This is a genomic window from Pseudomonas sp. LBUM1658 (assembly GCF_059716055.1).
Map to the genome: position 1 here is coordinate 134,359 of NZ_CP166798.1, position 23,651 is coordinate 158,009.

The window sequence follows — 23,651 nt, forward strand, 5'->3', positions numbered from 1 at the left end:
GCAGCATAGGCCAACTGGGTGCGAGTATGCGGTGGGAAGAGAAAATCGTCACGAAGCGCTCACCGGCCGCCCAAGAGGGGTGGCCGGTGTATTCGCGGATCAGCTGTTGTTGTGATCGACCTTGATGGTCGGATCACCGCCGGAAATCAGCGAATTGACGCTGACGCCCGTCCAGTTGTTGCCTTCCAGCTTGATGGTCACGTCGGCATTGGCGATACCGCCAGCGGCATTGAGCTTGCCTTCGGAACTGACCTGCAGGGTCGACACGCCTTCAGCGGTGGTGATCTTCAGGAAGTTGTCGATCGTGCTGTCGGTCTCGCCCTGCAACAGATCTCGCAGGTCGATGCGGTCGCCCTCACTGGCCTTGAAGTCCTTGATCACGTCTTTGCCGGTGTCGCCAGCTTTCCAGACGAAGGTGTCGGCACCCGAATCGCCACTCAGAATGTCGCTGCCCTTACCGCCGTACAGCAGGTCGTTGCCCGCGCCACCCAACAGCGTGTCGATGCCGGTACCGCCGAGCAGGATGTCATTACCATTGCCACCATCGAGGTGGTCATCGCCACCCTGGCCGAAGATGATGTCGTTGCCCGCATCGCCGAGCAGTTTGTCATTACCGTCGTGGCTGCCGGAGATGTCGAAGGCGTTGTAGTGCTCGGTGATGTACTGGTGCACATTGCTCAGGGTGACTTTGCTGGTTTCCAGCCCATTTTGCTGACCGACGAAGGCCTGCAGAGCGGTATAGCCTTCACCAGTGATACCGCTGAAACTCACAAGGTCGCCGAACAGGATGTCGCTACCCTCACCACCATTAACCGTGTCGTTGCCCGGCACTGCGGCTTTGCTGTGGCCGAGAATCGCGTTAGCCAGGTCCGAAGGGTTGATATTGGTCTGCGGCTCTCCCTTGGTGTTGTAGGGAGCCAAGTCGCTGGCGTCGACATCGCTGTTCAGACCGATCGCCACGACCGAGCTTTTGGCATCCGCCAACAGCGTAAAAGCTGCTTTGGCGTTTGCCGCGCTGGGGTTATCGAAAAAGCCATCATAGGCGACGACCGAAACTTCATAAGTCCCGTCACCCTGAGGGTGAATGGTGACGTTGTTGCCAAAATTGGACGAGCTCCATTTCCCCTTATCATTCTCGGACCATTTGTGCAGGCTGCCGTCGGCATCGACCAGCACGCGGCTCTCGCCGCCGATGTCGGCCTTGAAGACGATGCCAGGGGTGTAGTTTTTCAGCGTCAGCAGGTTGTCCAGAGTCAGGTCAGTCAAACCGCTCTTACCGTAGGCAACGACTACCGGATTGGTCTGTTCTCTCGACATGTAGGCGGTCGGTTCACCATCGGTAATGAAGTAGGTCAGATTGGTCGCATTCAGATTGCTCTTCGCGTCGGTGCTGTTGAACCAGTTGGCTGTCGTCTTGAAAACGTCCTCGTAGTTTGTGTAGCCATCGGACCTCATGTCCTCGAGAATGCCTTTCAGATCCTTTAAAGCCGTAGAGCTCGACAGGTCGACTGAAATCGATTGCTTGACCGTGCTATCGAAGTCCACCAGGAAGACCTTCACGATGCCGGGGTTGGCCTCTTTTGAAGTTGCGCTGGCAATCAGTGAGGTGAACACCGCTTCCAGGGATTTCTTGGCGGCAGCCATGGCGTCGCCCATACTGCCCGAGCTATCCACCATGAACGCGATGTTGTAGTTGGTGCCCGGTACAATCGTCAGCCCGCCGATATCGGCGACCATGATGTCGTTGCCGTCGGTGCCGGTGGCCGTGTCATTTGCTGCGGTGGCGGTGATCGAATTATAGACCGCCGGGTAAACCGTGACCGGAATCTGCGTCGTACTGCTGGCCGAACCGCCCAGGCTTTCGGTGGAGGTAGAAGTGACGGTCAGCGTGAACTGGCCGTTGTAATACGGTGGCGGGGTCAGGGTCAGTGTGCTGAGCGTCCAGCCCGTGACATCCGCTTCACCGGATACACCGACGGTCGCGGTGTGGCCTGCACCATCGCTGACGACCATGCCTTTGGGGAAGCCACCGATCTTCACGCTCAGGGCTTCAGAGCCATCGATATCAGTCAGCGCAGTATTGATTGCTGCCAGATGCACACTGCCGTTTTCCGCCCCTTCGTTGAGCTTGTAGCCTTCGTAGTAGCCTTCGCCGTTGGTGCCGTGCAGGTCCGAGACCGATACGCCGGCATTGGTCAGGTCGGAGATGCCGGTATACAGCGGCACATCCGCTTTACCCAGGTCCACGGCAGTGGCGCCATTGACCGACAGGTTGACGTCGTAGCTACCCGGGCCACTCTGGTTGTGGTGGTAGATGTCGAGGGTGTAGTAGCCGCTGGTGGTCGGCTTGAATGCCTCCCCATCAAGCTTGCCACCCGCGCCCCACGTGATGTCGGCAACGTTCTTGCCGCCGATGGTCACCAGCAGGCTGTCATCGCCGGTGCCGGTGAACTTGTAAGTCTTGCCAGCCTCGAGGTAGATCAGGCCGGAGGTCTTCGATGCGGTACCTGCGACCACACTGCCATCGGACTGAACGTTGGTCACCAGGTTGCTGCTGTTCGGTTTGCCGGCAGCGTCGATCACCGACTTCAGGATGCCGACTGCTGCACCACTGCCGCTGGTGCCCAGGCCGGCCAGGCCGGTCCAGATTTCCTTGATCAGGCCGGTCGAGGTCACATTGTTGCCCGCCACGCTCAGTGTCGGTGCGTCGGCGACTGGCGTGATGTCGACTTTCAAGATGGCTTCGTTGCCCAAGTTGGAACCGTCGGTGGGCTTGAACTTGATCTGCGCGTAATCGGCCTTCATGTTGCCGATATCAGTGCCGCCGTAGCCATCAGTACCCGATTGGTCATGGATCGGCACGAACTTCAGTTTGCTGGCGGCGATATCAGCCTGGCTGATGGTTTGGTTCGCGGTGACATTCACCCAGCCCGTGCCGTTGTTGTACATCAAGGTGCCAGCGCCTGGCAGTTGGGTAATAGTCACGCTCAGCGCACTATCGCCATCAACATCAGTGACCTTGAAATTGTCCCACGACAGGATGATTTCGCCGTCCTCGGTGCCGCTGACAGCGCCGCCGGCAGATACTGGCGCGTGGTCGTTATCGATGATCGTCGTGGTGACGCTGCTCTTGTCCGGGTTGACCGCGATGTTCTCGAAATTGCCGCCACTGACCTTGTCGATCCTGACCACGAAGTTCTCGGAGCCTTCGACGAACGTATCGTTAATGGTATTGATGTCGAAGCCAACGCCACTGCTGTTTGCCGGGATCTTGACCGTGGTCACCCCGGTGAAGTCCGTGCCATCGGCTGCAGTGCCGCTGTAGGTCAGGGTCACAGTCACTTCTGCGTGAGAAGGATTGCTCAGGCTCAGGGTGTAATGCGCAGTCAGGCCTTCGGTAACCGAGGTGTCACCGGTGATGCCGACGGTGGTGGTGTTGACCACGTCAGTCACTTTGGTCACGGCCGGTGTGTCGCTGACAATCAGGTTCTCGTACTTGTCACCGCCGCTGACAACAGTGGTGATCTTGGTCGAGACGTCAGGCGCGCCGGTGTACACATCGCTCGGTGCCGTGACATGCACGGAGTTGGAACTTTGGTCGTTGCCAATGGTGATGCTTTCACCATTGCTCAGTTTGATAACCAGCGAGGTGCCGAGGTTGCTGACCGGGTTGTTGTTTTTGTCGACCAAGGTGGCGGTGTAAGTGATCTGGCCGCCTTCATTGACGTTACCGGTGGCGCTCAGCACGACCTTCACATCATCAACGGTGTCGTTGACCACGGTGGACACGTCACCTGGGGTAACTGCGATTTTCTCGAAGTTACCGCCAGTGATGGCGCTCTCATCAATGCTGACTTTGATGGTACGGGCATCGATGAACACATCATCGCTTGGCGCGTTGACGGTCACAGAACCAGAAACTGCATCCTTGAGGATGGTGACGGTTTCACCATTGCTCAGCTTGATCAGCATGTCACTGCCAGCTTTGTTGTTCAGTGTGACGGTGTAGGTGATCGATTGGCCTTCGTTGACATCGGTCTGGGCCGAGAGGGCCAGGGTAGTGGTGTCGACGGAATCGGTAATGGTGGTCACCGCCGGCGCCGGATCCGTGACCAGGTTTTCGAAGTTGCCACCGCTGGTGCTTTGAATGGTGGTGCTGACGGTGCTGCCGTTCTGGTGGACGTCATTGATCGGCGTGTCGACGATCGCGGTGCCGCTGGTTTGACCGGCGGCGATGTTGATCACCGCGCCGTTGCTCAGGGTCACGCTCATCGCGGTGCCGGCCGGATTGCTCAGGGTGGCGGTGTAGGTGATCTGTCCGCCTTCCACCACTGAGCCGGTGGCGGTCAGGCTCAGGCCGGTGTTGTCGATCGAGTCGGTGATGGTGGTCACCGCCGGGTCGGTGCTCAGGGTCAGCTGCTCGAAATTGCCGCCGCTGGTGCTTTCAATGGTGGTGCTGACGGTGCTGCCGTTCTGGTGGACGTCGTTGATCGGGGTGTCGACGATCGCGGTGCCGCTGGTTTGACCGGCGGCGATGTTGATCACCGCGCCGTTGGACAGGGTCACGCTCATGGCCGTGCCGGCCGGGTTGCTCAGGGTGGCGGTGTAGGTGATTTGCCCGCCTTCGGTGATGCTCTCGCTGGCCGTCAAGGTCAGGCCAGTGTTATCCACCGAGTCGGTAATGGTGGTCACCGCCGGATCGGTGCTCAGGGTCAGCTGCTCGAAATTGCCGCCGCTGGTGCTTTGGATGGTGGTGCTGACAGTGCTGCCGTTCTGGTGGACGTCGTTGATCGGGGTATCGACGATCGCGGTGCCGCTGGTTTGACCGGCGGCGATGGAGATCACCGCGCCGTTGCTCAGGGTCACGCTCATGGCGGTGCCGGCCGGGTTGCTCAGGGTCGCGGTGTAGGTGATTTGCCCGCCTTCGGTGATGCTCTCGCTGGCGGTCAAGGTCAGGCCGGTGTTGTCGATCGAGTCGGTGATGGTGGTCACCGCCGGGTCGGTGCTCAGGGTCAGCTGCTCGAAATTGCCGCCGCTGGTGCTTTCAATGGTGGTGCTGACGGTGCTGCCGTTCTGGTGGACGTCGTTGACCGGGGTGTCGACGATCGCGGTGCCGCTGGTTTGACCGGCGGCGATGTTGATCACCGCGCCGTTGCTCAGGGTCACGCTCATGGCGGTGCCGGCCGGGTTGCTCAGGGTCGCGGTGTAGGTGATTTGCCCGCCTTCCACCACCGAACCGGTGGCGGTCAGGCTCAGGCCGGTGTTGTCGAGCGAGTCGGTGATGGTGGTCAGCGCCGGTGCCGGATCCGTGACCAGGTTTTCGAAATTGCCGCCGCTGGTGCTTTCAATGGTGGTGCTGACGGTGCTGCCGTTCTGGTGGACGTCGTTGACCGGGGTGTCGACGATCGCGGTGCCGCTGGTTTGACCGGCGGCGATGTTGATCACCGCGCCGTTGCTCAGGGTCAAGCTCATCGCGGTGCCGGCCGGATTGCTCAGGGTGGCGGTGTAGGTGATCTGTCCGCCTTCCACCACTGAGCCGGTGGCGGTCAGGCTCAGGCCGGTGTTGTCGATCGAGTCGGTGATGGTGGTCACCGCCGGGTCGGTGCTCAGGGTCAGCTGCTCGAAATTGCCGCCGCTGGTGCTTTCAATGGTGGTGCTGACGGTGCTGCCGTTCTGGTGGACGTCGTTGATCGGGGTGTCGACGATCGCGGTGCCGCTGGTTTGACCGGCGGCGATGTTGATCACCGCGCCGTTGGACAGGGTCACGCTCATGGCCGTGCCGGCCGGATTGCTCAGCGTGGCGGTGTAGGTGATCGGGCCACCTTCCACCACCGAACCGGTCGCGGTCAGGCTCAGGCCGGTGTTGTCGATCGAGTCGGTGATGGTGGTCAGCGCGGGCGCCGGATCCGTGACCAGGTTTTCGAAGTTGCCACCGCTGGTGCTTTGAATGGTGGTGCTGACAGTGCTGCCGTTCTGGTGGACGTCGTTGATCGGCGTGTCGATGATCGCGGTGCCGCTGGTTTGACCGGCGGCGATGTTGATCACCGCGCCGTTGGACAGGGTCACGCTCATCGCCGTGCCGGCGGGATTGCTCAGGGTGGCGGTGTAGGTGATCTGTCCGCCTTCGGTGATGCTCTCGCTGGCGGTTAGGCTCAGGCCAGTGTTATCCACCGAGTCGGTGATGGTGGTCAGCGCGGGTGCCGGATCCGTGACCAGGTTCTCGAAATTGCCACCGCTGGTGCTTTGGATGGTGGTGCTGACAGTGCTGCCGTTCTGATGGACGTCGTTGATCGGGGTATCGACGATCGCAGTGCCGCTGGTCTGGCCCGCTTCGATGCTGATCACCGCGCCGTTGGACAGGGTCACGCTCATCGCGGTGCCGGCTGGATTACTCAGGGTGGCGGTGTAGGTGATCTGTCCGCCTTCGGTGATGCTCTCGCTGGCCGTCAAGGTCAGGCCGGTGTTATCCACCGAGTCGGTGATGGTCGTCACCGCCGGATCGGTGCTCGGCACCAGGTTCTCGAAATTGCCACCGCTGGTGCTTTGGATGGTGGTGCTGACGGTGCTGCCGTTCTGATGGACGTCATTGATCGGCGTGTCGACGATCGCGGTGCCGCTGGTTTGACCGGCGGCGATGTTGATCACCGCGCCGTTGGACAGGGTCACGCTCATCGCCGTGCCGGCCGGGTTGCTCAGGGTCGCGGTGTAGGTGATCTGTCCGCCTTCGGTGATGCTCTCGCTGGCCGTCAAGGTCAGGCCAGTGTTATCCACCGAGTCGGTAATGGTGGTCAGCGCCGGCGCCGGATCCGTGACCAGGTTCTCGAAATTGCCACCGCTGGTGCTTTGAATGGTGGTGCTGACGGTGCTGCCGTTTTGGTGGACGTCATTGATCGGGGTGTCGACGATCGCGGTGCCGCTGGTTTGACCGGCGGCGATGTTGATCACCGCGCCGTTGGACAGGGTCACGCTCATCGCCGTGCCGGCGGGATTGCTCAGGGTGGCGGTGTAGGTGATCGGGCCACCTTCCACCACCGAACCGGTCGCGGTCAGGCTCAAGCCGGTGTTGTCGATCGAGTCGGTAATGGTGGTCAGCGCGGGTGCCGGATCCGTGACCAGGTTTTCGAAATTGCCACCGCTGGTGCTTTGAATGGTGGTGCTGACAGTGCTGCCGTTCTGGTGGACGTCGTTGATCGGCGTGTCGATGATCGCGGTGCCGCTGGTTTGACCGGCGGCGATGTTGATCACCGCGCCGTTGGACAGGGTCACGCTCATCGCCGTGCCGGCCGGATTGCTCAGGGTCGCGGTGTAGGTGATCTGTCCGCCTTCGGTGATGCTCTCGCTGGCCGTCAGGCTCAGGCCGGTGTTGTCCACCGAGTCGGTAATGGTGGTCAGCGCCGGTGCCGGATCCGTGACCAGGTTCTCGAAATTGCCACCGCTGGTGCTTTGGATGGTGGTGCTGACAGTGCTGCCGTTCTGATGGACGTCGTTGATCGGGGTATCGACGATCGCAGTGCCGCTGGTCTGGCCCGCTTCGATGCTGATCACCGCGCCGTTGGACAGGGTCACGCTCATCGCGGTGCCGGCTGGATTACTCAGGGTGGCGGTGTAGGTGATCTGTCCGCCTTCGGTGATGCTCTCGCTGGCCGTCAAGGTCAGGCCGGTGTTATCCACCGAGTCGGTGATGGTCGTCACCGCCGGATCGGTGCTCGGCACCAGGTTCTCGAAATTGCCACCGCTGGTGCTTTGGATGGTGGTGCTGACGGTGCTGCCGTTCTGATGGACGTCATTGATCGGCGTGTCGACGATCGCGGTGCCGCTGGTTTGACCGGCGGCGATGTTGATCACCGCGCCGTTGGACAGGGTCACGCTCATCGCCGTGCCGGCCGGGTTGCTCAGGGTCGCGGTGTAGGTGATCTGTCCGCCTTCGGTGATGCTCTCGCTGGCCGTCAAGGTCAGGCCAGTGTTATCCACCGAGTCGGTAATGGTGGTCAGCGCCGGCGCCGGATCCGTGACCAGGTTCTCGAAATTGCCACCGCTGGTGCTTTGAATGGTGGTGCTGACGGTGCTGCCGTTTTGGTGGACGTCATTGATCGGGGTGTCGACGATCGCGGTGCCGGTGGTCTGGCCGGCGGCGATGTTGATCACCGCGCCGTTGCTCAGGGTCACGCTCATCGCGGTGCCGGCCGGGTTGCTTAGGGTGGCGGTGTAGGTGATCGGGCCACCTTCCACCACCGAACCGGTCGCGGTCAGGCTCAAGCCGGTGTTGTCGATCGAGTCGGTAATGGTGGTCAGCGCGGGTGCCGGATCCGTGACCAGGTTTTCGAAATTGCCACCGCTGGTGCTTTGAATGGTGGTGCTGACAGTGCTGCCGTTCTGGTGGACGTCGTTGATCGGCGTGTCGATGATCGCGGTGCCGCTGGTTTGACCGGCGGCGATGTTGATCACCGCGCCGTTGGACAGGGTCACGCTCATCGCCGTGCCGGCGGGATTGCTCAGGGTGGCGGTGTAGGTGATCTGTCCGCCTTCGGTGATGCTCTCGCTGGCGGTTAGGCTCAGGCCAGTGTTATCCACCGAGTCGGTGATGGTGGTCAGCGCGGGTGCCGGATCCGTGACCAGGTTCTCGAAATTGCCACCGCTGGTGCTTTGGATGGTGGTGCTGACAGTGCTGCCGTTCTGGTGGACGTCGTTGACCGGGGTGTCGACGATCGCGGTGCCGCTGGTTTGACCGGCGGCGATGTTGATCACCGCGCCGTTGCTCAGGGTCACGCTCATGGCGGTGCCGGCCGGGTTGCTCAGGGTCGCGGTGTAGGTGATTTGCCCGCCTTCCACCACCGAACCGGTGGCGGTCAGGCTCAGGCCGGTGTTGTCGAGCGAGTCGGTGATGGTGGTCAGCGCCGGTGCCGGATCCGTGACCAGGTTTTCGAAATTGCCGCCGCTGGTGCTTTCAATGGTGGTGCTGACGGTGCTGCCGTTCTGGTGGACGTCGTTGACCGGGGTGTCGACGATCGCGGTGCCGCTGGTTTGACCGGCGGCGATGTTGATCACCGCGCCGTTGCTCAGGGTCAAGCTCATCGCGGTGCCGGCCGGATTGCTCAGGGTGGCGGTGTAGGTGATCTGTCCGCCTTCCACCACTGAGCCGGTGGCGGTCAGGCTCAGGCCGGTGTTGTCGATCGAGTCGGTGATGGTGGTCACCGCCGGGTCGGTGCTCAGGGTCAGCTGCTCGAAATTGCCGCCGCTGGTGCTTTGGATGGTGGTGCTGACAGTGCTGCCGTTCTGGTGGACGTCGTTGACCGGGGTGTCGACGATCGCGGTGCCGCTGGTTTGACCGGCGGCGATGTTGATCACCGCGCCGTTGCTCAGGGTCACGCTCATGGCGGTGCCGGCCGGGTTGCTCAGGGTCGCGGTGTAGGTGATTTGCCCGCCTTCCACCACCGAACCGGTGGCGGTCAGGCTCAGGCCGGTGTTGTCGAGCGAGTCGGTGATGGTGGTCAGCGCCGGTGCCGGATCCGTGACCAGGTTTTCGAAATTGCCGCCGCTGGTGCTTTCAATGGTGGTGCTGACGGTGCTGCCGTTCTGGTGGACGTCGTTGACCGGGGTGTCGACGATCGCGGTGCCGCTGGTTTGACCGGCGGCGATGTTGATCACCGCGCCGTTGCTCAGGGTCAAGCTCATCGCGGTGCCGGCCGGATTGCTCAGGGTGGCGGTGTAGGTGATCTGTCCGCCTTCCACCACTGAGCCGGTGGCGGTCAGGCTCAGGCCGGTGTTGTCGATCGAGTCGGTGATGGTGGTCACCGCCGGGTCGGTGCTCAGGGTCAGCTGCTCGAAATTGCCGCCGCTGGTGCTTTCAATGGTGGTGCTGACGGTGCTGCCGTTCTGGTGGACGTCGTTGATCGGCGTGTCGATGATCGCGGTGCCGCTGGTTTGACCGGCGGCGATGTTGATCACCGCGCCGTTGGACAGGGTCACGCTCATGGCCGTGCCGGCCGGATTGCTCAGCGTGGCGGTGTAGGTGATCGGGCCACCTTCCACCACCGAACCGGTCGCGGTCAGGCTCAGGCCGGTGTTGTCGATCGAGTCGGTGATGGTGGTCAGCGCGGGCGCCGGATCCGTGACCAGGTTTTCGAAGTTGCCACCGCTGGTGCTTTGAATGGTGGTGCTGACAGTGCTGCCGTTCTGGTGGACGTCGTTGATCGGCGTGTCGATGATCGCGGTGCCGCTGGTTTGACCGGCGGCGATGTTGATCACCGCGCCGTTGGACAGGGTCACGCTCATCGCCGTGCCGGCGGGATTGCTCAGGGTGGCGGTGTAGGTGATCTGTCCGCCTTCGGTGATGCTCTCGCTGGCGGTTAGGCTCAGGCCAGTGTTATCCACCGAGTCGGTGATGGTGGTCAGCGCGGGTGCCGGATCCGTGACCAGGTTCTCGAAATTGCCACCGCTGGTGCTTTGGATGGTGGTGCTGACAGTGCTGCCGTTCTGATGGACGTCGTTGATCGGGGTATCGACGATCGCAGTGCCGCTGGTCTGGCCCGCTTCGATGCTGATCACCGCGCCGTTGGACAGGGTCACGCTCATCGCGGTGCCGGCCGGGTTGCTTAGGGTGGCGGTGTAGGTGATCGGGCCACCTTCCACCACCGAACCGGTCGCGGTCAGGCTCAAGCCGGTGTTGTCGATCGAGTCGGTAATGGTGGTCAGCGCGGGTGCCGGATCCGTGACCAGGTTTTCGAAATTGCCACCGCTGGTGCTTTGGATGGTGGTGCTGACGGTGCTGCCGTTCTGATGGACGTCATTGATCGGGGTGTCGACGATCGCGGTGCCGCTGGTTTGACCGGCGGCGATGTTGATCACCGCGCCGTTGGACAGGGTCACGCTCATCGCCGTGCCGGCCGGATTGCTCAGGGTCGCGGTGTAGGTGATCTGTCCGCCTTCGGTGATGCTCTCGCTGGCCGTCAGGCTCAGGCCGGTGTTGTCCACCGAGTCGGTAATGGTGGTCAGCGCCGGCGCCGGATCCGTGACCAGGTTTTCGAAGTTGCCACCGCTGGTGCTTTGAATGGTGGTGCTGACGGTGCTGCCGTTCTGATGGACGTCATTGACCGGGGTGTCGACGATCGCGGTGCCGGTGGTCTGGCCGGCGGCGATGCTGATCACCGCGCCGTTGCTCAGGGTCACGCTCATCGCCGTGCCGGCCGGATTGCTCAGCGTGGCGGTGTAGGTGATCGGGCCACCTTCCACCACCGAACCGGTCGCGGTCAGGCTCAAGCCGGTGTTGTCGATCGAGTCGGTAATGGTGGTCAGCGCGGGTGCCGGATCCGTGACCAGGTTCTCGAAATTGCCACCGCTGGTGCTTTGAATCGTGGTGCTGACAGTGCTGCCGTTCTGGTGGACGTCGTTGACCGGGGTGTCGACGATCGCGGTGCCGCTGGTCTGGCCGGCGACGATGGAGATCACCGCGCCGTTGCTCAGGGTCACGCTCATGGCGGTGCCGGCCGGGTTGCTCAGGGTCGCGGTGTAGGTGATTTGTCCGCCTTCGGTGATGCTGTTGCTGGCCGTCAGGCTCAGGCCGGTGTTGTCCACCGAGTCGGTAATGGTGGTCAGCGCCGGCGCCGGATCCGTGACCAGGTTCTCGAAGTTGCCGCCAGTGGTGCTTTGGATGGTGGTGCTGACGATGCTGCCGTTCTGGTGGACGTCATTGATCGGCGTGTCGACGATCGCGGTGCCGCTGGTTTGACCGGCGGCGATGTTGATCACCGCGCCGTTGCTCAGGGTCACGCTCATCGCGGTGCCGGCCGGATTGCTCAGGGTGGCGGTGTAGGAGATCTGCCCGCCTTCGGTGACGGTCGAGCCGGCAGTCAGGGTAACCGTGGTGGTGTCGATGGTGTCGGTGACTTGCGTGACCGCAGGCGCCGGGTCGACGGTCAGGGCCAGGCCGCTGCCGCCAGTAATACCGGTCACGCTGACGGTGATCTGGCCTGGGTCGGTGTAGACGCTGTCATTGGCTGCGAGGGAAACGTTGACGCTACCCGTCAACTGGCCGGCCGGGATCACGATAACCGAGCCATTGGACAGGGTAATGGTCAGATCGCTCAGCGGTGCCTGAGTCACATTCGCGGTGTAAACCAGCACCCCACCGGCTTCGGTGATGGTTGGCGTAGCACTGAGGCTCAGAGTCGAGCCGCGCAGCACGTTGGTGCCGTTGTCGGCAGTTTGCGCGCCCGGGGTGTCTTCCAGCGTCGAGGTTGCAGACCCGATGCCCGCAGTCGGAAAACCAATAGTCGGATCAACCCGACCAGCCGTCGCATCCAGCACCACAAAACTATGACCACCACCCGCAGCACCTCCCGTGCCCGCAGCGCTTGGGCCGGCAGCGGTAGCTTCGAGTTCGGTAGTCGGGTCGGCACCGGCGGCGATGGCTTGTTGCAATTCCTCTACCGACGGTGCGGCTTGCGCGGTCGCTTGAGCGAGGTCGGTGCTGGAGTCCGGATCGCTGGCGCTCCATTGGGTGTCGCGGCCCAGGTCGAGGATGCGACCGTCGGCCAGTTCAAGGGTAACGGCGCCCGCCAGGCCGGTGTCCACCTGGTCGCCAACGAACAGGCGATCACCTTCAATGAGTACGCGTCTGATGCCTTCTGGGGAAACGGCAAACACTTGACCAACAATGCTTTTGACGATGGCAACAACACTGCTCATTGAAGACTCTCCGGGAGTACCGCTCAGTAGGCTTCCATGGACCTGACGGGCAATCGCCGAATCAGTCTGGACGCACTTGTATGTTCTTTTGACGCTTTTTTTGCGTCAATATTCTGACTTATAATTATCCGCGATTAACTTTATGCCAATCTATTGACCTTCTGCCCGCCATCCTAAACAATCGTCCCACTAATGTCACATTGATATTTATGCGCCGATCCCGTCCTAAAGCGTGTGACCCAGTACCGTTTTTTTACTTTCCGACATGCGGTCATTCCGGTTGCCATTTTCCGATGCAGCGCCACGAATCTGCTGTGATTTGAGACAAGAAGTCCTTAGGAATTTTTAACATGCGTGCGCATCTGTTGAAGGCTTTACCGTTCGTCCTCGCCGCCAGTGTTGTTCAAGCTCAAACCCTGCCCGAAGCCATGCAACAAGCGCTGAATGTCCATCCGGAAATCCAGGCAGGGGTTAACAGCCGTCTTTCGGCGGATTATCAATTAAAAGCGGCCAAAGGCGGGTACCTGCCACGGGTCGATCTGCTCGGCGGTTATGGCCGTGAAGGCACTGACAGCGTTAGTACGCGCAGTGGTCAAGGCAGCGACCACTGGGAAAACCTGAATCGCAGCGAGTCGAGCCTGCGCCTGTCGCAAATGGTTTTTGACGGGTTCGCGACGTCCAGCGAAGTGGGTCGCCAACAAGCCAACGTCAACTCCCGCGCTTACTCATTGCTGGGTTCTTCTGAGCGCACCGCACTGACCGTCGCACAGGTTTACCTGGATGTGCTGACCCGACGCGATTTCGTGCGACTGGCCGAAGACAACCTGCACAGTCACGAACGCATCTATGACCAGATCCAGTTGCGCACTCAGCGTGGCGTCGGTCGCCTGGCCGACCTTGACCAGGCCGACGCGCGTCTGGCCCAGGCGCGCAACAACCTGATCACCGAACAAACCAATCTGGCCGATGCCCAGACCAACTTCCTGAGTGCTGTTGGCCAGATGCCCGACCAACTGGAGCGCCCAGCGGGCTTCATCGCGCTGCTGCCGGCCGACCTGAATGAAGCTCGCCGACAAATGCTGGAGAACAGCCCGATCCTGCGTTCGGCCGAGTCCGACATCGCCGCTGCCGAGAGTCAGTACGAAGCCGCCAAGTCGGTGTTCTACCCGCGTTTCGATGCAGAATTGGGGCGCAGCGCCGATAACGATATCGATGGGATGGACGGACACAACAACGAATGGCAGGCCATGCTGCGTATGCGCTTCAATCTGTTCGCCGGTGGCAGTAACAAGGCCGACTTGGAATCCAAGTCCTATCAATCCAGCGAGGCGCTGGATATTCGCAACAATGCCCTGCGGGTATTAAACGAGGAACTGGGCCTGGCCTGGAACGCCTTGAACAATGCCAACGCTCAGCTACCGATCGCTCAGCAATACGTCGATCGCAGCACCAGCGTACGTACGTCCTATCAGCAACAATTCAGCCTCGGCGAGCGCACCTTGCTCGATTTGCTCGACAGTGAAAACGAACTGTTTACTGCTTCCCGTCGGCTGGCGGAGATCAAGAACATTCAGTTATTTACTCAGTATCGAATCAAGGCGACCATGGGCGAATTGCTCAAAAGCCAGGGAGTAGTAGCACCCATGGCGTCCATCGTGCAAAACGACGTGAAGCCCAAGGTTCAATTGCCCGGGATGAATTGAGCAACCCTTCGTAATCGTCCAACAGTCAGTCAAGAGTGCCCAGCGTGGAATCAGAAGTCAGTCGAGTTCATCTCAGTCATGATCCACGCACGCTGCACGACGATCCATTACTGGACGGCCTGCTAGCCCTTTGCACGCTGCACCAGAAACCTGCCAGCGCGGCGATGCTGACCACCGGCCTGCCATTGCCGGCACAGCGGTTGAGCGTCGAATTGCTTCCCCGGGCGGCTGCGCGGGCTGGCCTGCAAGGGCGGGTGCTGCAACGCAAACTGGAGCAGATCCCGGCGATTGCCATGCCAGTGTTGTTGCTGCTCAAGGATGGCCGCAGCGCGGTCCTGATCGGCTGGGAAGGCGAAGACAACGCACGTTTGCTGCTCAGCGAAAGTGACGGAGGTGAGGTCAGCGTCAGCCGCGAGTTGTTGGCTGACGATTACATCGGGCAAGCGTTCTTTGCCCAGCCTCAACACAAATTCGATGTGAACCACGGCACGCTGATCCCGCGTGCCCGTTCCTGGTTTCGCGACACCTTGAAGCGTTCGCGCTGGCTGTACGCCGACGCCATCGCCGCCAGTTTCCTGATCAACATCATCGCCATGGCCGCGCCGCTGTTTGTGATGAACGTCTACGACCGCGTTGTACCGAACCAGGCCACCGCCACGCTGTGGGTTCTGGCTATCGGTATCGGCGGTGCCTATTTGTTCGACCTGATCCTCAAGAGTTTGCGCAGTCTGTGCCTGGATCTGGCCGGGAAAAAGACCGACCTGATTATCTCGGCGACGCTGTTCGAGCGCATCGTCGGCATGGCCATGAAATACCGTCCGGCGCGGGTCGGCAGCTTTGCCCAGAACATTCATGAGTTCCAGAGCCTGCGGGATTTCCTCGCCTCGCTGACCCTCACCAGCCTGATCGACCTGCCGTTTACCCTGCTGATCTTCATGGTGATCGCCATCATCGGTGGGCATCTGGTGTGGATTCCAGTACTGGCCTTCCCGATTGCCCTGCTGATCGGCTATGCATTGCAAAAGCCTCTGGTGGCGACCATGGAACGGACCATGGCGCTGGCCGCCGAGCGTCAGTCGAGCCTTATCGAAACCCTCGCCGGGCTCGATGCGGTCAAGGTCAACAACGCCGAAAGCGAGCGTCAGTACCAGTGGGAGCAAACCATTGGCACCCTCAGCCGCCTTGAACTGCGGGTGAAACTGCTCTCCGGTCTGGCGATGAACATTACCCTGCTGATCCAGCAACTGGCCGGGGTGATCATGATCGTCTTCGGCGTGTACCAGATCATCGACGGTAATCTCAGCATGGGCGGCCTGATCGCCTGTTACATGCTCAGTGGCCGTGCTCTCAGCCCGCTGGCCTCGTTATCCGGCCTGCTGACCCGCTACCAGCAAGCGCGGGTGACCATGACGTCGGTCGACCAGATGATGGAGCTGCCACAAGAGCGTAATTTCGAAGAGCGTCCGTTGAGCCGCAAGGTCCTGCAGGGCGCCATCGAGTGCCGTCAGCTGAGCTTCACCTACCCGAACCAGCAAAACCCGGCACTGAAAAACATCAACCTGGTGATCAAGCCTGGGGAAAAAATCGGCATCATCGGCCGCAGCGGCTCGGGCAAAAGCTCGTTGGCCAAATTGTTGGTCGGGCTCTATCAGCCGGACGAAGGTGCCTTGCTGGTCGATGGCGTCGACATTCGCCAGATCGACGTCAGCGAACTGCGCCACAACATTGGCTACGTGCCTCAGGACATCCAATTGCTCGCCGGCACCCTGCGCGACAACCTGGTATCCGGAGCCCGCTACGTAGAAGACGAACTGGTCCTGCAAGCCGCCGAACTGGCTGGCGTGCATGAATTCGCCCGACTGCATCCACAAGGCTACGAACTGCAGGTCGGCGAACGTGGGCAAAACCTGTCCGGCGGTCAGCGCCAGAACGTCGCCCTGGCCCGCGCGCTGTTGCTCAACCCGCCGATTCTGCTGCTCGACGAACCGACCAGCGCCATGGACAACACCGGTGAAGAACGCTTGAAACAACGCCTGCAAGCCGTGGTAGCAAACAAGACCGTGGTGCTGGTGACGCACCGTGCCTCGCTGCTCTCGCTGGTGGACCGGTTACTGGTGGTCGACCGTGGACAGATTCTGGCTGATGGGCCCAAAGCCGTGGTGATGGAAGCGTTGAAGAAGGGGCAGATCAGTGTTGCTTAAGTCTGGCGCGATCCGCCGTTACTTCAAAGGCTCCGACTCCCTGCAAGGGCAACCATTGCCCGAGGTCAACAAAGCCCTGATCGAAGACGCCCCGCGAGTGGTGCGCCTGACCATCTGGGCGATCATCGGCTTCTTCGTGTTCCTGTTGTTGTGGGCCAACTTCGCGGTGATCGATGAAGTCACCCGTGGCGACGGCAAGGCGATCCCGTCGTCGAAACTGCAGAAAATCCAGAACCTGGAAGGGGGCATCGTCGCTGAACTATTTGTCAGGGAAGGGCAGATCGTTGAAGCCGGTGCGCCGCTGATTCGGCTCGATGACACTCGTTTTGTGTCCAACGTCGGCGAAACCGAGGCGGATCGACTGTCCATGCTGTTGCGGGTGGAGCGCCTGAGTGCCGAAGTCGACGACCGCCCGCTCAAGGTTCCGGCCGATGTGCTCAAGGCCGTACCCGGTCAGGCGGCCAGCGAGCAATCGTTGTACGACAGTCGCCGTCAGCAATTGCTCGATGAAGTCGGAGGCTTGCAGGAGCAATTGATCCAGCGTCAGCAAGAACTGCGCGAGTTCACCTCCAAGCAGGCGCAATACCGCAGCAGCCTGCAGTTGCTGCGTCAGGAAATCGGCATGTCCGAGCCGCTGGTGGCGCAGGGTGCGATTTCTCCGGTGGAGGTTTTGCGTCTCAAGCGCGCGGAAGTGGAAACCCGTGGCCAGGTGGACGCCACCACCCTGGCGATTCCACGTGCAGAATCGGCGATCAAGGAAGTCGCGCGCAAAATCGACGAGACCCGCGGCAGATTCCGCAGTGAGGCCCTAACCCAACTTAATGAGGCCCGCACCGACCTGAGCAAGGCCAGTGCCACTGGCAAGGCCCTGGAAGACCGCGTCAGCCGTACGCTGGTGACGTCGCCGGTACGCGGCATCATCAAGCAATTGCTGGTCAACACCATCGGCGGCGTAATCCAGCCGGGCAGTGACCTGGTGGAAATCGTTCCACTGGATGACACGCTGTTGGTCGAAGCACGGATTCGCCCACAAGACATCGCCTTCCTGCATCCCGGGCAAGAAGCCATCGTCAAGTTCACTGCCTACGACTACACCATCTATGGCGGCCTGAAAGCCAAGCTGGAGCAGATCGGTGCCGACACCATCACCGATGAAGACAAGAAGAACACCTACTACGTGATCACCCTGCGCACCGACCGCAGCCACCTGGGCACTGACGAAAAGCCGCTGCTGATCATCCCCGGCATGGTCGCTTCGGTGGATATCATCACCGGCAAGAAAAGCATCCTCAGCTACCTGCTCAAACCCATCATCCGCGCTCGGGCCGAGGCGTTGCATGAGCGGTAATCATCCACCTGATGATCGTTCCCATGCTGGACCGTGTGCTGCCAAAAAGATCGCAGCCTGCGGCAGCTCCTACGGATTTGCGTACGACCTCGAATTCGCGAGTGTACCCGGACCCCGTAGGAGCTGCCGCAGGCTGCGATCTTTTGATCTTTTCCCACGCAGAGCCATGGGAACAATCGAGCGCCATTCAACGGGTCATATCGTTATTCTCTAACGGTATTTAAACTACTGTTCTTATGTCTATAAAGTCAAACCCCTGCGTACCTGCCGACCAATCGGCGCGCCGCACGAAATGAACCAGCACGGGACTTCCGTGAGTTTCTGATCGACGCGCGCGCCCTTGAGCGTGCCGTGCGTGGGAGTGATTTATGTCTGCAGCTACTGCTTCCCCAAGCGCCGCGAACATCGCGGCGCAAACTTTCGAAATCCGCCCATTCAGCGGCGCCGTGGGTGCCGAAATCATCGGGCTTGACCTGGCCCGTCGGGTCAATGACCAAGACTTCTCCCGCATTCACCGTGCGCACCTGGACCATCACGTGGTGGTGTTTCGCGATCAGCGCATAACTCCAGAGCAGCAAATCGCCTTCAGCCGCCGCTTCGGGGTGTTGCAGATCCACGTGCTCAAGCAGTTCCTGCTGGCAGGCCACCCGGAAATCCTCATCGTCTCCAACATCATCGAGAACGGCCAATCCATCGGCCTGGGCGACGCCGGCAAATTCTGGCACTCCGACCTCTCCTACAAGGAGCTGCCGAGCCTGGGCTCGATGCTGCATGCCCAGGAGCTCCCGGCCGAAGGCGGCGACACCCTGTTCGCCGATATGCACAAAGCCTGGGATGGCTTGCCGCAAGCGCTGCGTAAAGCGGTCGAAGGTCGCTCGGCCGCGCATTCCTACACCGCGCGCTACAGCGAAAGCAAATTCGAAGGCAACTGGCGGCCGACCCTGACCCCGGAGCAGCTCGCTCAGGTCAGCGAAGTGGTGCATCCGATCGTCCGCACCCATCCGGAAAACGGCCGCAAGGCGCTTTTTGTCAGTGAAGGTTTCACCACCCGCATCGTCGGTTTGCCGGAAGACGAAAGTCAGCAGTTGCTGGCCGAGCTCTACGCCCACAGCGTGCTGCCGGAAAACATCTATCGCCACCAATGGCAGGCCCACGACCTGGTGTTCTGGGACAACCGTTCGCTGAGCCACCTCGCCGCCGGTTGCCCGAGCCATCTGCGCCGCAAGCTCTATCGCACCACCATTCAGGGCGACGCCCCTTACTGATCGACCACGGCACTTCCTATAGCCAGGAGATTTTCCATGTCCAAACGAATCAAATCCGTGGCCGCCAGCATCGGCCTGGGGTTCAGCCTGCTCGCCAGTAGCCTGGTGGCCCCGAGCGCCGCCCATGCCGAAGGCGAGATCCGCATCGCCGAGCAGTTCGGCATTGTTTACCTGCTGCTCAACGTGGTGCGCGATCAAAACCTGATCGAAAAACACGGCAAGGAGGAGGGCATCGACATCAAGGTCGACTGGACCCAACTGTCTGGCGGCGCGGCGGTCAACGACGCGTTGCTCTCCGGCTCCATCGATATCGCCGGTGCCGGGGTCGGTCCACTACTGACCATCTGGGACCGCACTCACGGCAAGCAAAATGTAAAAGCCGTGGCCTCGCTGGGCAACTTCCCGTACTACCTGGTGAGCAATAATCCGCAGGTCAAAACCATCGCTGACTTCACCGAGAAGGACCGCATCGCCGTGCCAGCGGTCGGCGTTTCCGTGCAGTCGCGCTTCCTGCAATACGCCGCCGCCAAGCAATGGGGCGACAAGGACTTCAATCGCCTGGACAAGTACACCATCGCCGTCCCGCACCCGGACGCCACTGCCGCGCTGATCGCTGGCGGCACCGAGCTGACCGGGCATTTTTCCAACCCGCCGTTCCAGGATCAGGCATTGAAAAACCCCAAGGTGCATGTAGTCCTCAACACCTATGACCTGCTCGGCCCGAACTCGCCAACCGTGCTGTTCGCCACCGAGAAATTCCGCAACGAGAACCCGAAAACCTACAAAGCCTTCATCGAAGCCCTGACCGAAGCCGCCGAGTTTGCCCAGAACGACAAAGGCGCGGCTGCTGATACCTATATCCGCGTCACCAAAGCCAAGATCGACCGCGCCGACTTGCTGAAAATCATCGACAACCCGCAGTTCGAATTCAGCGTCACGCCGAAAAATACCTACCCGCTGGCGGAATTCCTCCACCGAGTCGGCGCGATCAAAAACAAACCCGAATCATGGAAGGACTACTTCTTCCAGGATGCGAAGCCGCTGCAAGGGAGCTGACAGAAATGAACGCGCCTGTGCAAGGCCACACGGCCAGCAATCTGATCACAGCAGCGCCAGCGCTGCTGTCGGTCGATCATGTCAGCCTCGAGTACCGCACTCCGCAGCGCGTCGTTCGGGCGACCCACCAGGTCAGCTTCGAGATCGATCCTGCCGACCGCTTTGTGCTGCTCGGTCCTTCGGGTTGCGGCAAATCAACGCTGCTCAAGGCAGTTGCCGGGTTTATCCAGCCCTGTGAAGGGCAGATCCGTCTGCAAGGGCAAACCGTTACCACGCCGGGGCCGGACCGGATCGTGGTGTTCCAGGAGTTCGATCAACTGCCGCCGTGGAAAACCGTTAAACAGAACGTCATGTTCCCGCTGCTCGCCTCGAAAACCCTCAAGCGTCGCGAAGCCGAGGAACGGGCGCTGCACTACCTGGACAAGGTCGGTCTGGCGGCCTTTGCCGATGCCTATCCGCACACCTTGTCCGGTGGCATGAAAGCTCGGGTGGCGATTGCCCGGGCCTTGGCGATGCAGCCGAAGATCCTGCTAATGGACGAACCTTTCGCCGCCCTCGACGCCCTGACCCGACGCAAGATGCAGGAAGAATTGCTGCTGCTCTGGGAGGAGGTGCGCTTCACCTTGCTGTTCGTCACTCACTCCATCGAAGAGGCGCTGGTGGTCGGCAATCGCATTCTGTTGCTGTCGCCGCACCCGGGGCGCGTACGCGCAGAAATCCACAGCCATCAGTACGACTTGCACAGCCTCGGTGGCGTGGAATTCCAGGAGTCGGCGCGGCGTACTCATCGGCTGCTGTTTGACGAAGGCCAGACGGTTGAAAACAACCGTGAACTGAATTTCGCCGATATTCGCATCGCTTATTGAGCTAATGGAGGATTGCCCGATGAGCCATTCATCACCCGTACGCCAGGAATACGAAGTTGCATTGGAACCGCTGCTGAGCGTCCCGCTGGAGCGCGAACTGCCCCTCGGCCAGCGCCTCTGGCAACAAGGCTGGTTACGCAAAAGCCTGATCCTGATTTTGCTCGCGGTGCTGTGGGAAGTCGTCGCCCGCTTCCAGAACAACGACCTGTTGCTGCCCAGCTTCCTGCAAACCAGCAGCGCACTTTACGAAGGTCTGCTCAGCGGCGAGCTGCTGGGCAAGGTCGGCATTTCACTCGTCGTGCTGCTCAAGGGTTACCTGATCGGCATCGTCCTGGCCTTTGCCTTGACTACCCTGGCGGTCTCGACTCAGTTCGGACGTGACCTGCTGAGCACCCTGACCTCGATGTTCAACCCATTGCCGGCCATTGCCCTGCTGCCGCTGGCCCTGCTGTGGTTCGGTCTCGGGCAGAACAGCCTGATTTTCGTGCTGGTGCATTCGGTGCTTTGGGCGCTGGCCTTGAACACCTACGCCGGATTTCTAGGTGTCTCGGAAACCCTGCGCATGGCCGGGCGTAATTACGGCCTGAAGGGCATCCGCTTCGTACTGTTCATCCTGATCCCGGCCGCACTGCCATCCATCCTCGCCGGCTTGAAAATCGGCTGGGCCTTTGCCTGGCGCACGTTGATTGCTGCCGAACTGGTGTTCGGCGCCACCAGCGGAAAGGGTGGGTTGGGCTGGTACATCTTTCAGAACCGAAATGAGCTGTACACCGACAAGGTCTTTGCCGGGTTGGCGGTGGTGATTCTGATTGGATTGCTGGTGGAGAACCTGGTGTTCGATACGTTGGAGCGGGTGACGGTGAAGCGGTGGGGGATGCAGCGGTGAGGCGATAAATGTGAATGCTGTGTGGTCAATCACGGGTAAGCCAGTGATTGACCAAGCAGAGCTACAGTTGGTAACTGGAGACAAGAAGTGGAATGAGTTCAGCTTATTTTTTGCGCCTGACGTCAGAGCTCTCCACTTCTAAAGTCGTTGGGTACGGTGATGATGAAGACGGGATTTTATGCGACGGGTTAAATGGGCTAGCACCTCTCCCCGGCCCGTAGCTAGAAGGGTGTCCAGTAGTGGTTGGGACTTGGGGATAGGACTTTTGCTTTGGGATCTTCAGGTTAGGATTGTCGTCCCTACTGGTCGAGCTCCTTGGGGGTGCGTTTTGGGACGACCCTGGTTGATTTCTAGCGAAGCGGTCCCACATACTTCCACTGCTGTTCGAATCGGGGCCCGCTAAGTAAGATGCATCCGGAGCAGGCGTTGAACTTCCTCCCACAACCTTAGAGTGAGACCAACCATCTTTAGCTGTGAAGGACTTATTACTTGGCGCCGCCCCAAGCTTTGAGAGTCGATTCGGGTTGGAAGCTCCCAACGTATTGAGCACTCCTCCATTAACGCTTGAAACCAAAGCGTTCACAGGGTTTTGACCTTCTGCTATTTGCCCTCTATAGATATTCACCAAAGTATTTTTTGTCTCTATCAGGTTGTTGGCACCAGTGCGAAAAGCCAGAAAGATTTTCTGGATAATATGCCCCGTCGGATCCTTATTCATCACCGGCTCACCGCCACAATACATATACGCATTCAACCCGCCCGCTCCAAACGGACTCAAATTGTCCGGGCTATGAAAACGCATCAATAGTGGGTTGTACGCGCGATACCCGTTGCCCAATAAATACCAGCTGGTTTGCACCTCTCGCAGTTCGCCATTGAAGCCCAAGCGCGTCATGACCTCCTGTTGCGCGGACTGATGGCCGTAGGCTGAATAGGCGATGTGGTTTGTTTTGTCGGCAACGACTTCGGCGAGCACCGAGTTTTTGTTGTCGGTCGCCAACAGGATTGTGCATTGCTGTAGCGGGTTGGTGTGGTCATCAACAATTGAGTGGGCCATGGAAATGCCTTCCTTGGTGATACGGTCGATGTGACTGAAGACCTCCATTTTTACTCGCTCGGTCCAACGCTGGGAACTAGCAGAACTGCTAGGGTCGCAACCTTGGCCAAGACAAAAACTCCATTCAAACATCGCCGCCGACACGGCTGCGGTGCACGGGCGCTCGAGTATTACCTTCCGCCCCTGACCCCCATATGCCGCCTCGAATACACGGAAGTGGAAGAGCGCCTGTTTACCGTCCGTGAAGACAAGACCTAGTGCAAATCTGATCGTCGCTCGCCTTCGCGGGCGAGCCCCTAATGCCAGTCAGTTAACAGAAATCTATGGTCGAGCGATCCCCTGTGGCGAGGGAGCTTGCTCCCGCTCGGCTGCGCAGCAGTCGTAAAGCCTGTACATGCGGTATGTCTGGCAGAGCCGGCTTGCAGGTTTTAGGGCCGCTGCGCGTCCCAGCGGGAGCAAGTTCCCTCGCCACAGGTGTGATGATCCTTAACTGACTGGCATTTCGGCAAACCCGCTCCCACCAGGTTTTGTGTTGGATAGCATCATGTGACCCGACACAAATTTAATCTGGGAGCGGCGGTGCGG

Annotated in this window: 9 protein-coding genes and 1 pseudogene; 7 read left to right on the forward strand and 3 right to left on the reverse strand. The window is 60.4% G+C overall.

The features are described 5' to 3' along the window. Positions 1–99: 99 nt before the first annotated feature. Positions 100–5,292 carry an immunoglobulin-like domain-containing protein gene (locus tag ACA064_RS00650; RefSeq protein WP_497674145.1) on the reverse strand — a complete coding sequence of 1,731 codons (5,193 nt, stop codon included), beginning with the start codon at positions 5,290–5,292 and terminating at the stop codon, positions 100–102. Next, positions 5,287–12,684, reverse strand: a pseudogene (locus ACA064_RS00655) (retention module-containing protein); the annotation flags it as partial. The pseudogene ACA064_RS00655 and the gene ACA064_RS00650, both read right to left, overlap by 6 nt. Before the next feature lie 350 nt (positions 12,685–13,034). On the opposite strand from ACA064_RS00655, the gene ACA064_RS00660 reads away from it, so the two are divergent. The 7 genes from ACA064_RS00660 to ACA064_RS00690 all read left to right on the forward strand — a co-directional run bounded on the left by ACA064_RS00660 (position 13,035) and on the right by ACA064_RS00690 (position 22,009). Next, positions 13,035–14,387: a TolC family outer membrane protein gene (locus ACA064_RS00660; protein WP_497671661.1), complete on the forward strand. Its 1,353-nt coding sequence runs from the start codon at positions 13,035–13,037 to the stop codon at positions 14,385–14,387. 44 nt (positions 14,388–14,431) lie between these two features. Continuing rightward, on the forward strand, positions 14,432–16,588 hold the full coding sequence (locus ACA064_RS00665) for a type I secretion system permease/ATPase (RefSeq protein ID WP_497671662.1): 2,157 nt from the start codon (positions 14,432–14,434) through the stop codon (positions 16,586–16,588). Next, positions 16,578–17,936, forward strand: a complete 1,359-nt coding sequence (locus ACA064_RS00670; RefSeq protein WP_497671663.1) for an HlyD family type I secretion periplasmic adaptor subunit — start codon at positions 16,578–16,580, stop codon at positions 17,934–17,936. The genes ACA064_RS00665 and ACA064_RS00670 overlap by 11 nt, the downstream gene beginning before the upstream one ends. A gap of 368 nt (positions 17,937–18,304) precedes the next feature. After that, a complete protein-coding gene (locus ACA064_RS00675; RefSeq protein ID WP_497671664.1) occupies positions 18,305–19,201 on the forward strand; it encodes a TauD/TfdA dioxygenase family protein in 897 nt (298 codons plus the stop codon). 36 nt (positions 19,202–19,237) lie between these two features. Continuing rightward, entirely contained in the window at positions 19,238–20,257 is a 1,020-nt protein-coding gene (locus ACA064_RS00680; protein WP_497671665.1) for an ABC transporter substrate-binding protein, read from the forward strand. A gap of 5 nt (positions 20,258–20,262) precedes the next feature. Next, positions 20,263–21,123 (forward strand): ABC transporter ATP-binding protein, encoded by an 861-nt coding sequence (locus ACA064_RS00685; RefSeq protein WP_497671666.1) that lies wholly within the window; start codon positions 20,263–20,265, stop codon positions 21,121–21,123. Between the two features lie 19 nt (positions 21,124–21,142). Beyond that, positions 21,143–22,009, forward strand: coding sequence for an ABC transporter permease (locus ACA064_RS00690; RefSeq protein WP_497671667.1), 867 nt, complete (start codon positions 21,143–21,145; stop codon positions 22,007–22,009). A gap of 103 nt (positions 22,010–22,112) precedes the next feature. Here the strand turns inward: ACA064_RS00690 and ACA064_RS00695 are convergent, their stop codons facing one another. Continuing rightward, positions 22,113–23,114, reverse strand: a complete 1,002-nt coding sequence (locus ACA064_RS00695) for an RHS repeat-associated core domain-containing protein (protein ID WP_497671668.1) — start codon at positions 23,112–23,114, stop codon at positions 22,113–22,115. Between the last annotated feature and the right edge of the window lie 537 nt (positions 23,115–23,651).

Bases quoted from the DNA above. Each gene is read 5' to 3' on its own strand.
- ACA064_RS00675 (WP_497671664.1), top strand. From the start codon at position 18,305: ATGTCTGCAGCTACTGCTTCCCCAAGCGCCGCGAACATCGCGGCGCAA.
- ACA064_RS00695 (WP_497671668.1), bottom strand. From the start codon at position 23,114: ATGGAGGTCTTCAGTCACATCGACCGTATCACCAAGGAAGGCATTTCC.
- ACA064_RS00680 (WP_497671665.1), top strand. From the start codon at position 19,238: ATGTCCAAACGAATCAAATCCGTGGCCGCCAGCATCGGCCTGGGGTTC.
- ACA064_RS00690 (WP_497671667.1), top strand. From the start codon at position 21,143: ATGAGCCATTCATCACCCGTACGCCAGGAATACGAAGTTGCATTGGAA.
- ACA064_RS00660 (WP_497671661.1), top strand. From the start codon at position 13,035: ATGCGTGCGCATCTGTTGAAGGCTTTACCGTTCGTCCTCGCCGCCAGT.
- ACA064_RS00685 (WP_497671666.1), top strand. From the start codon at position 20,263: ATGAACGCGCCTGTGCAAGGCCACACGGCCAGCAATCTGATCACAGCA.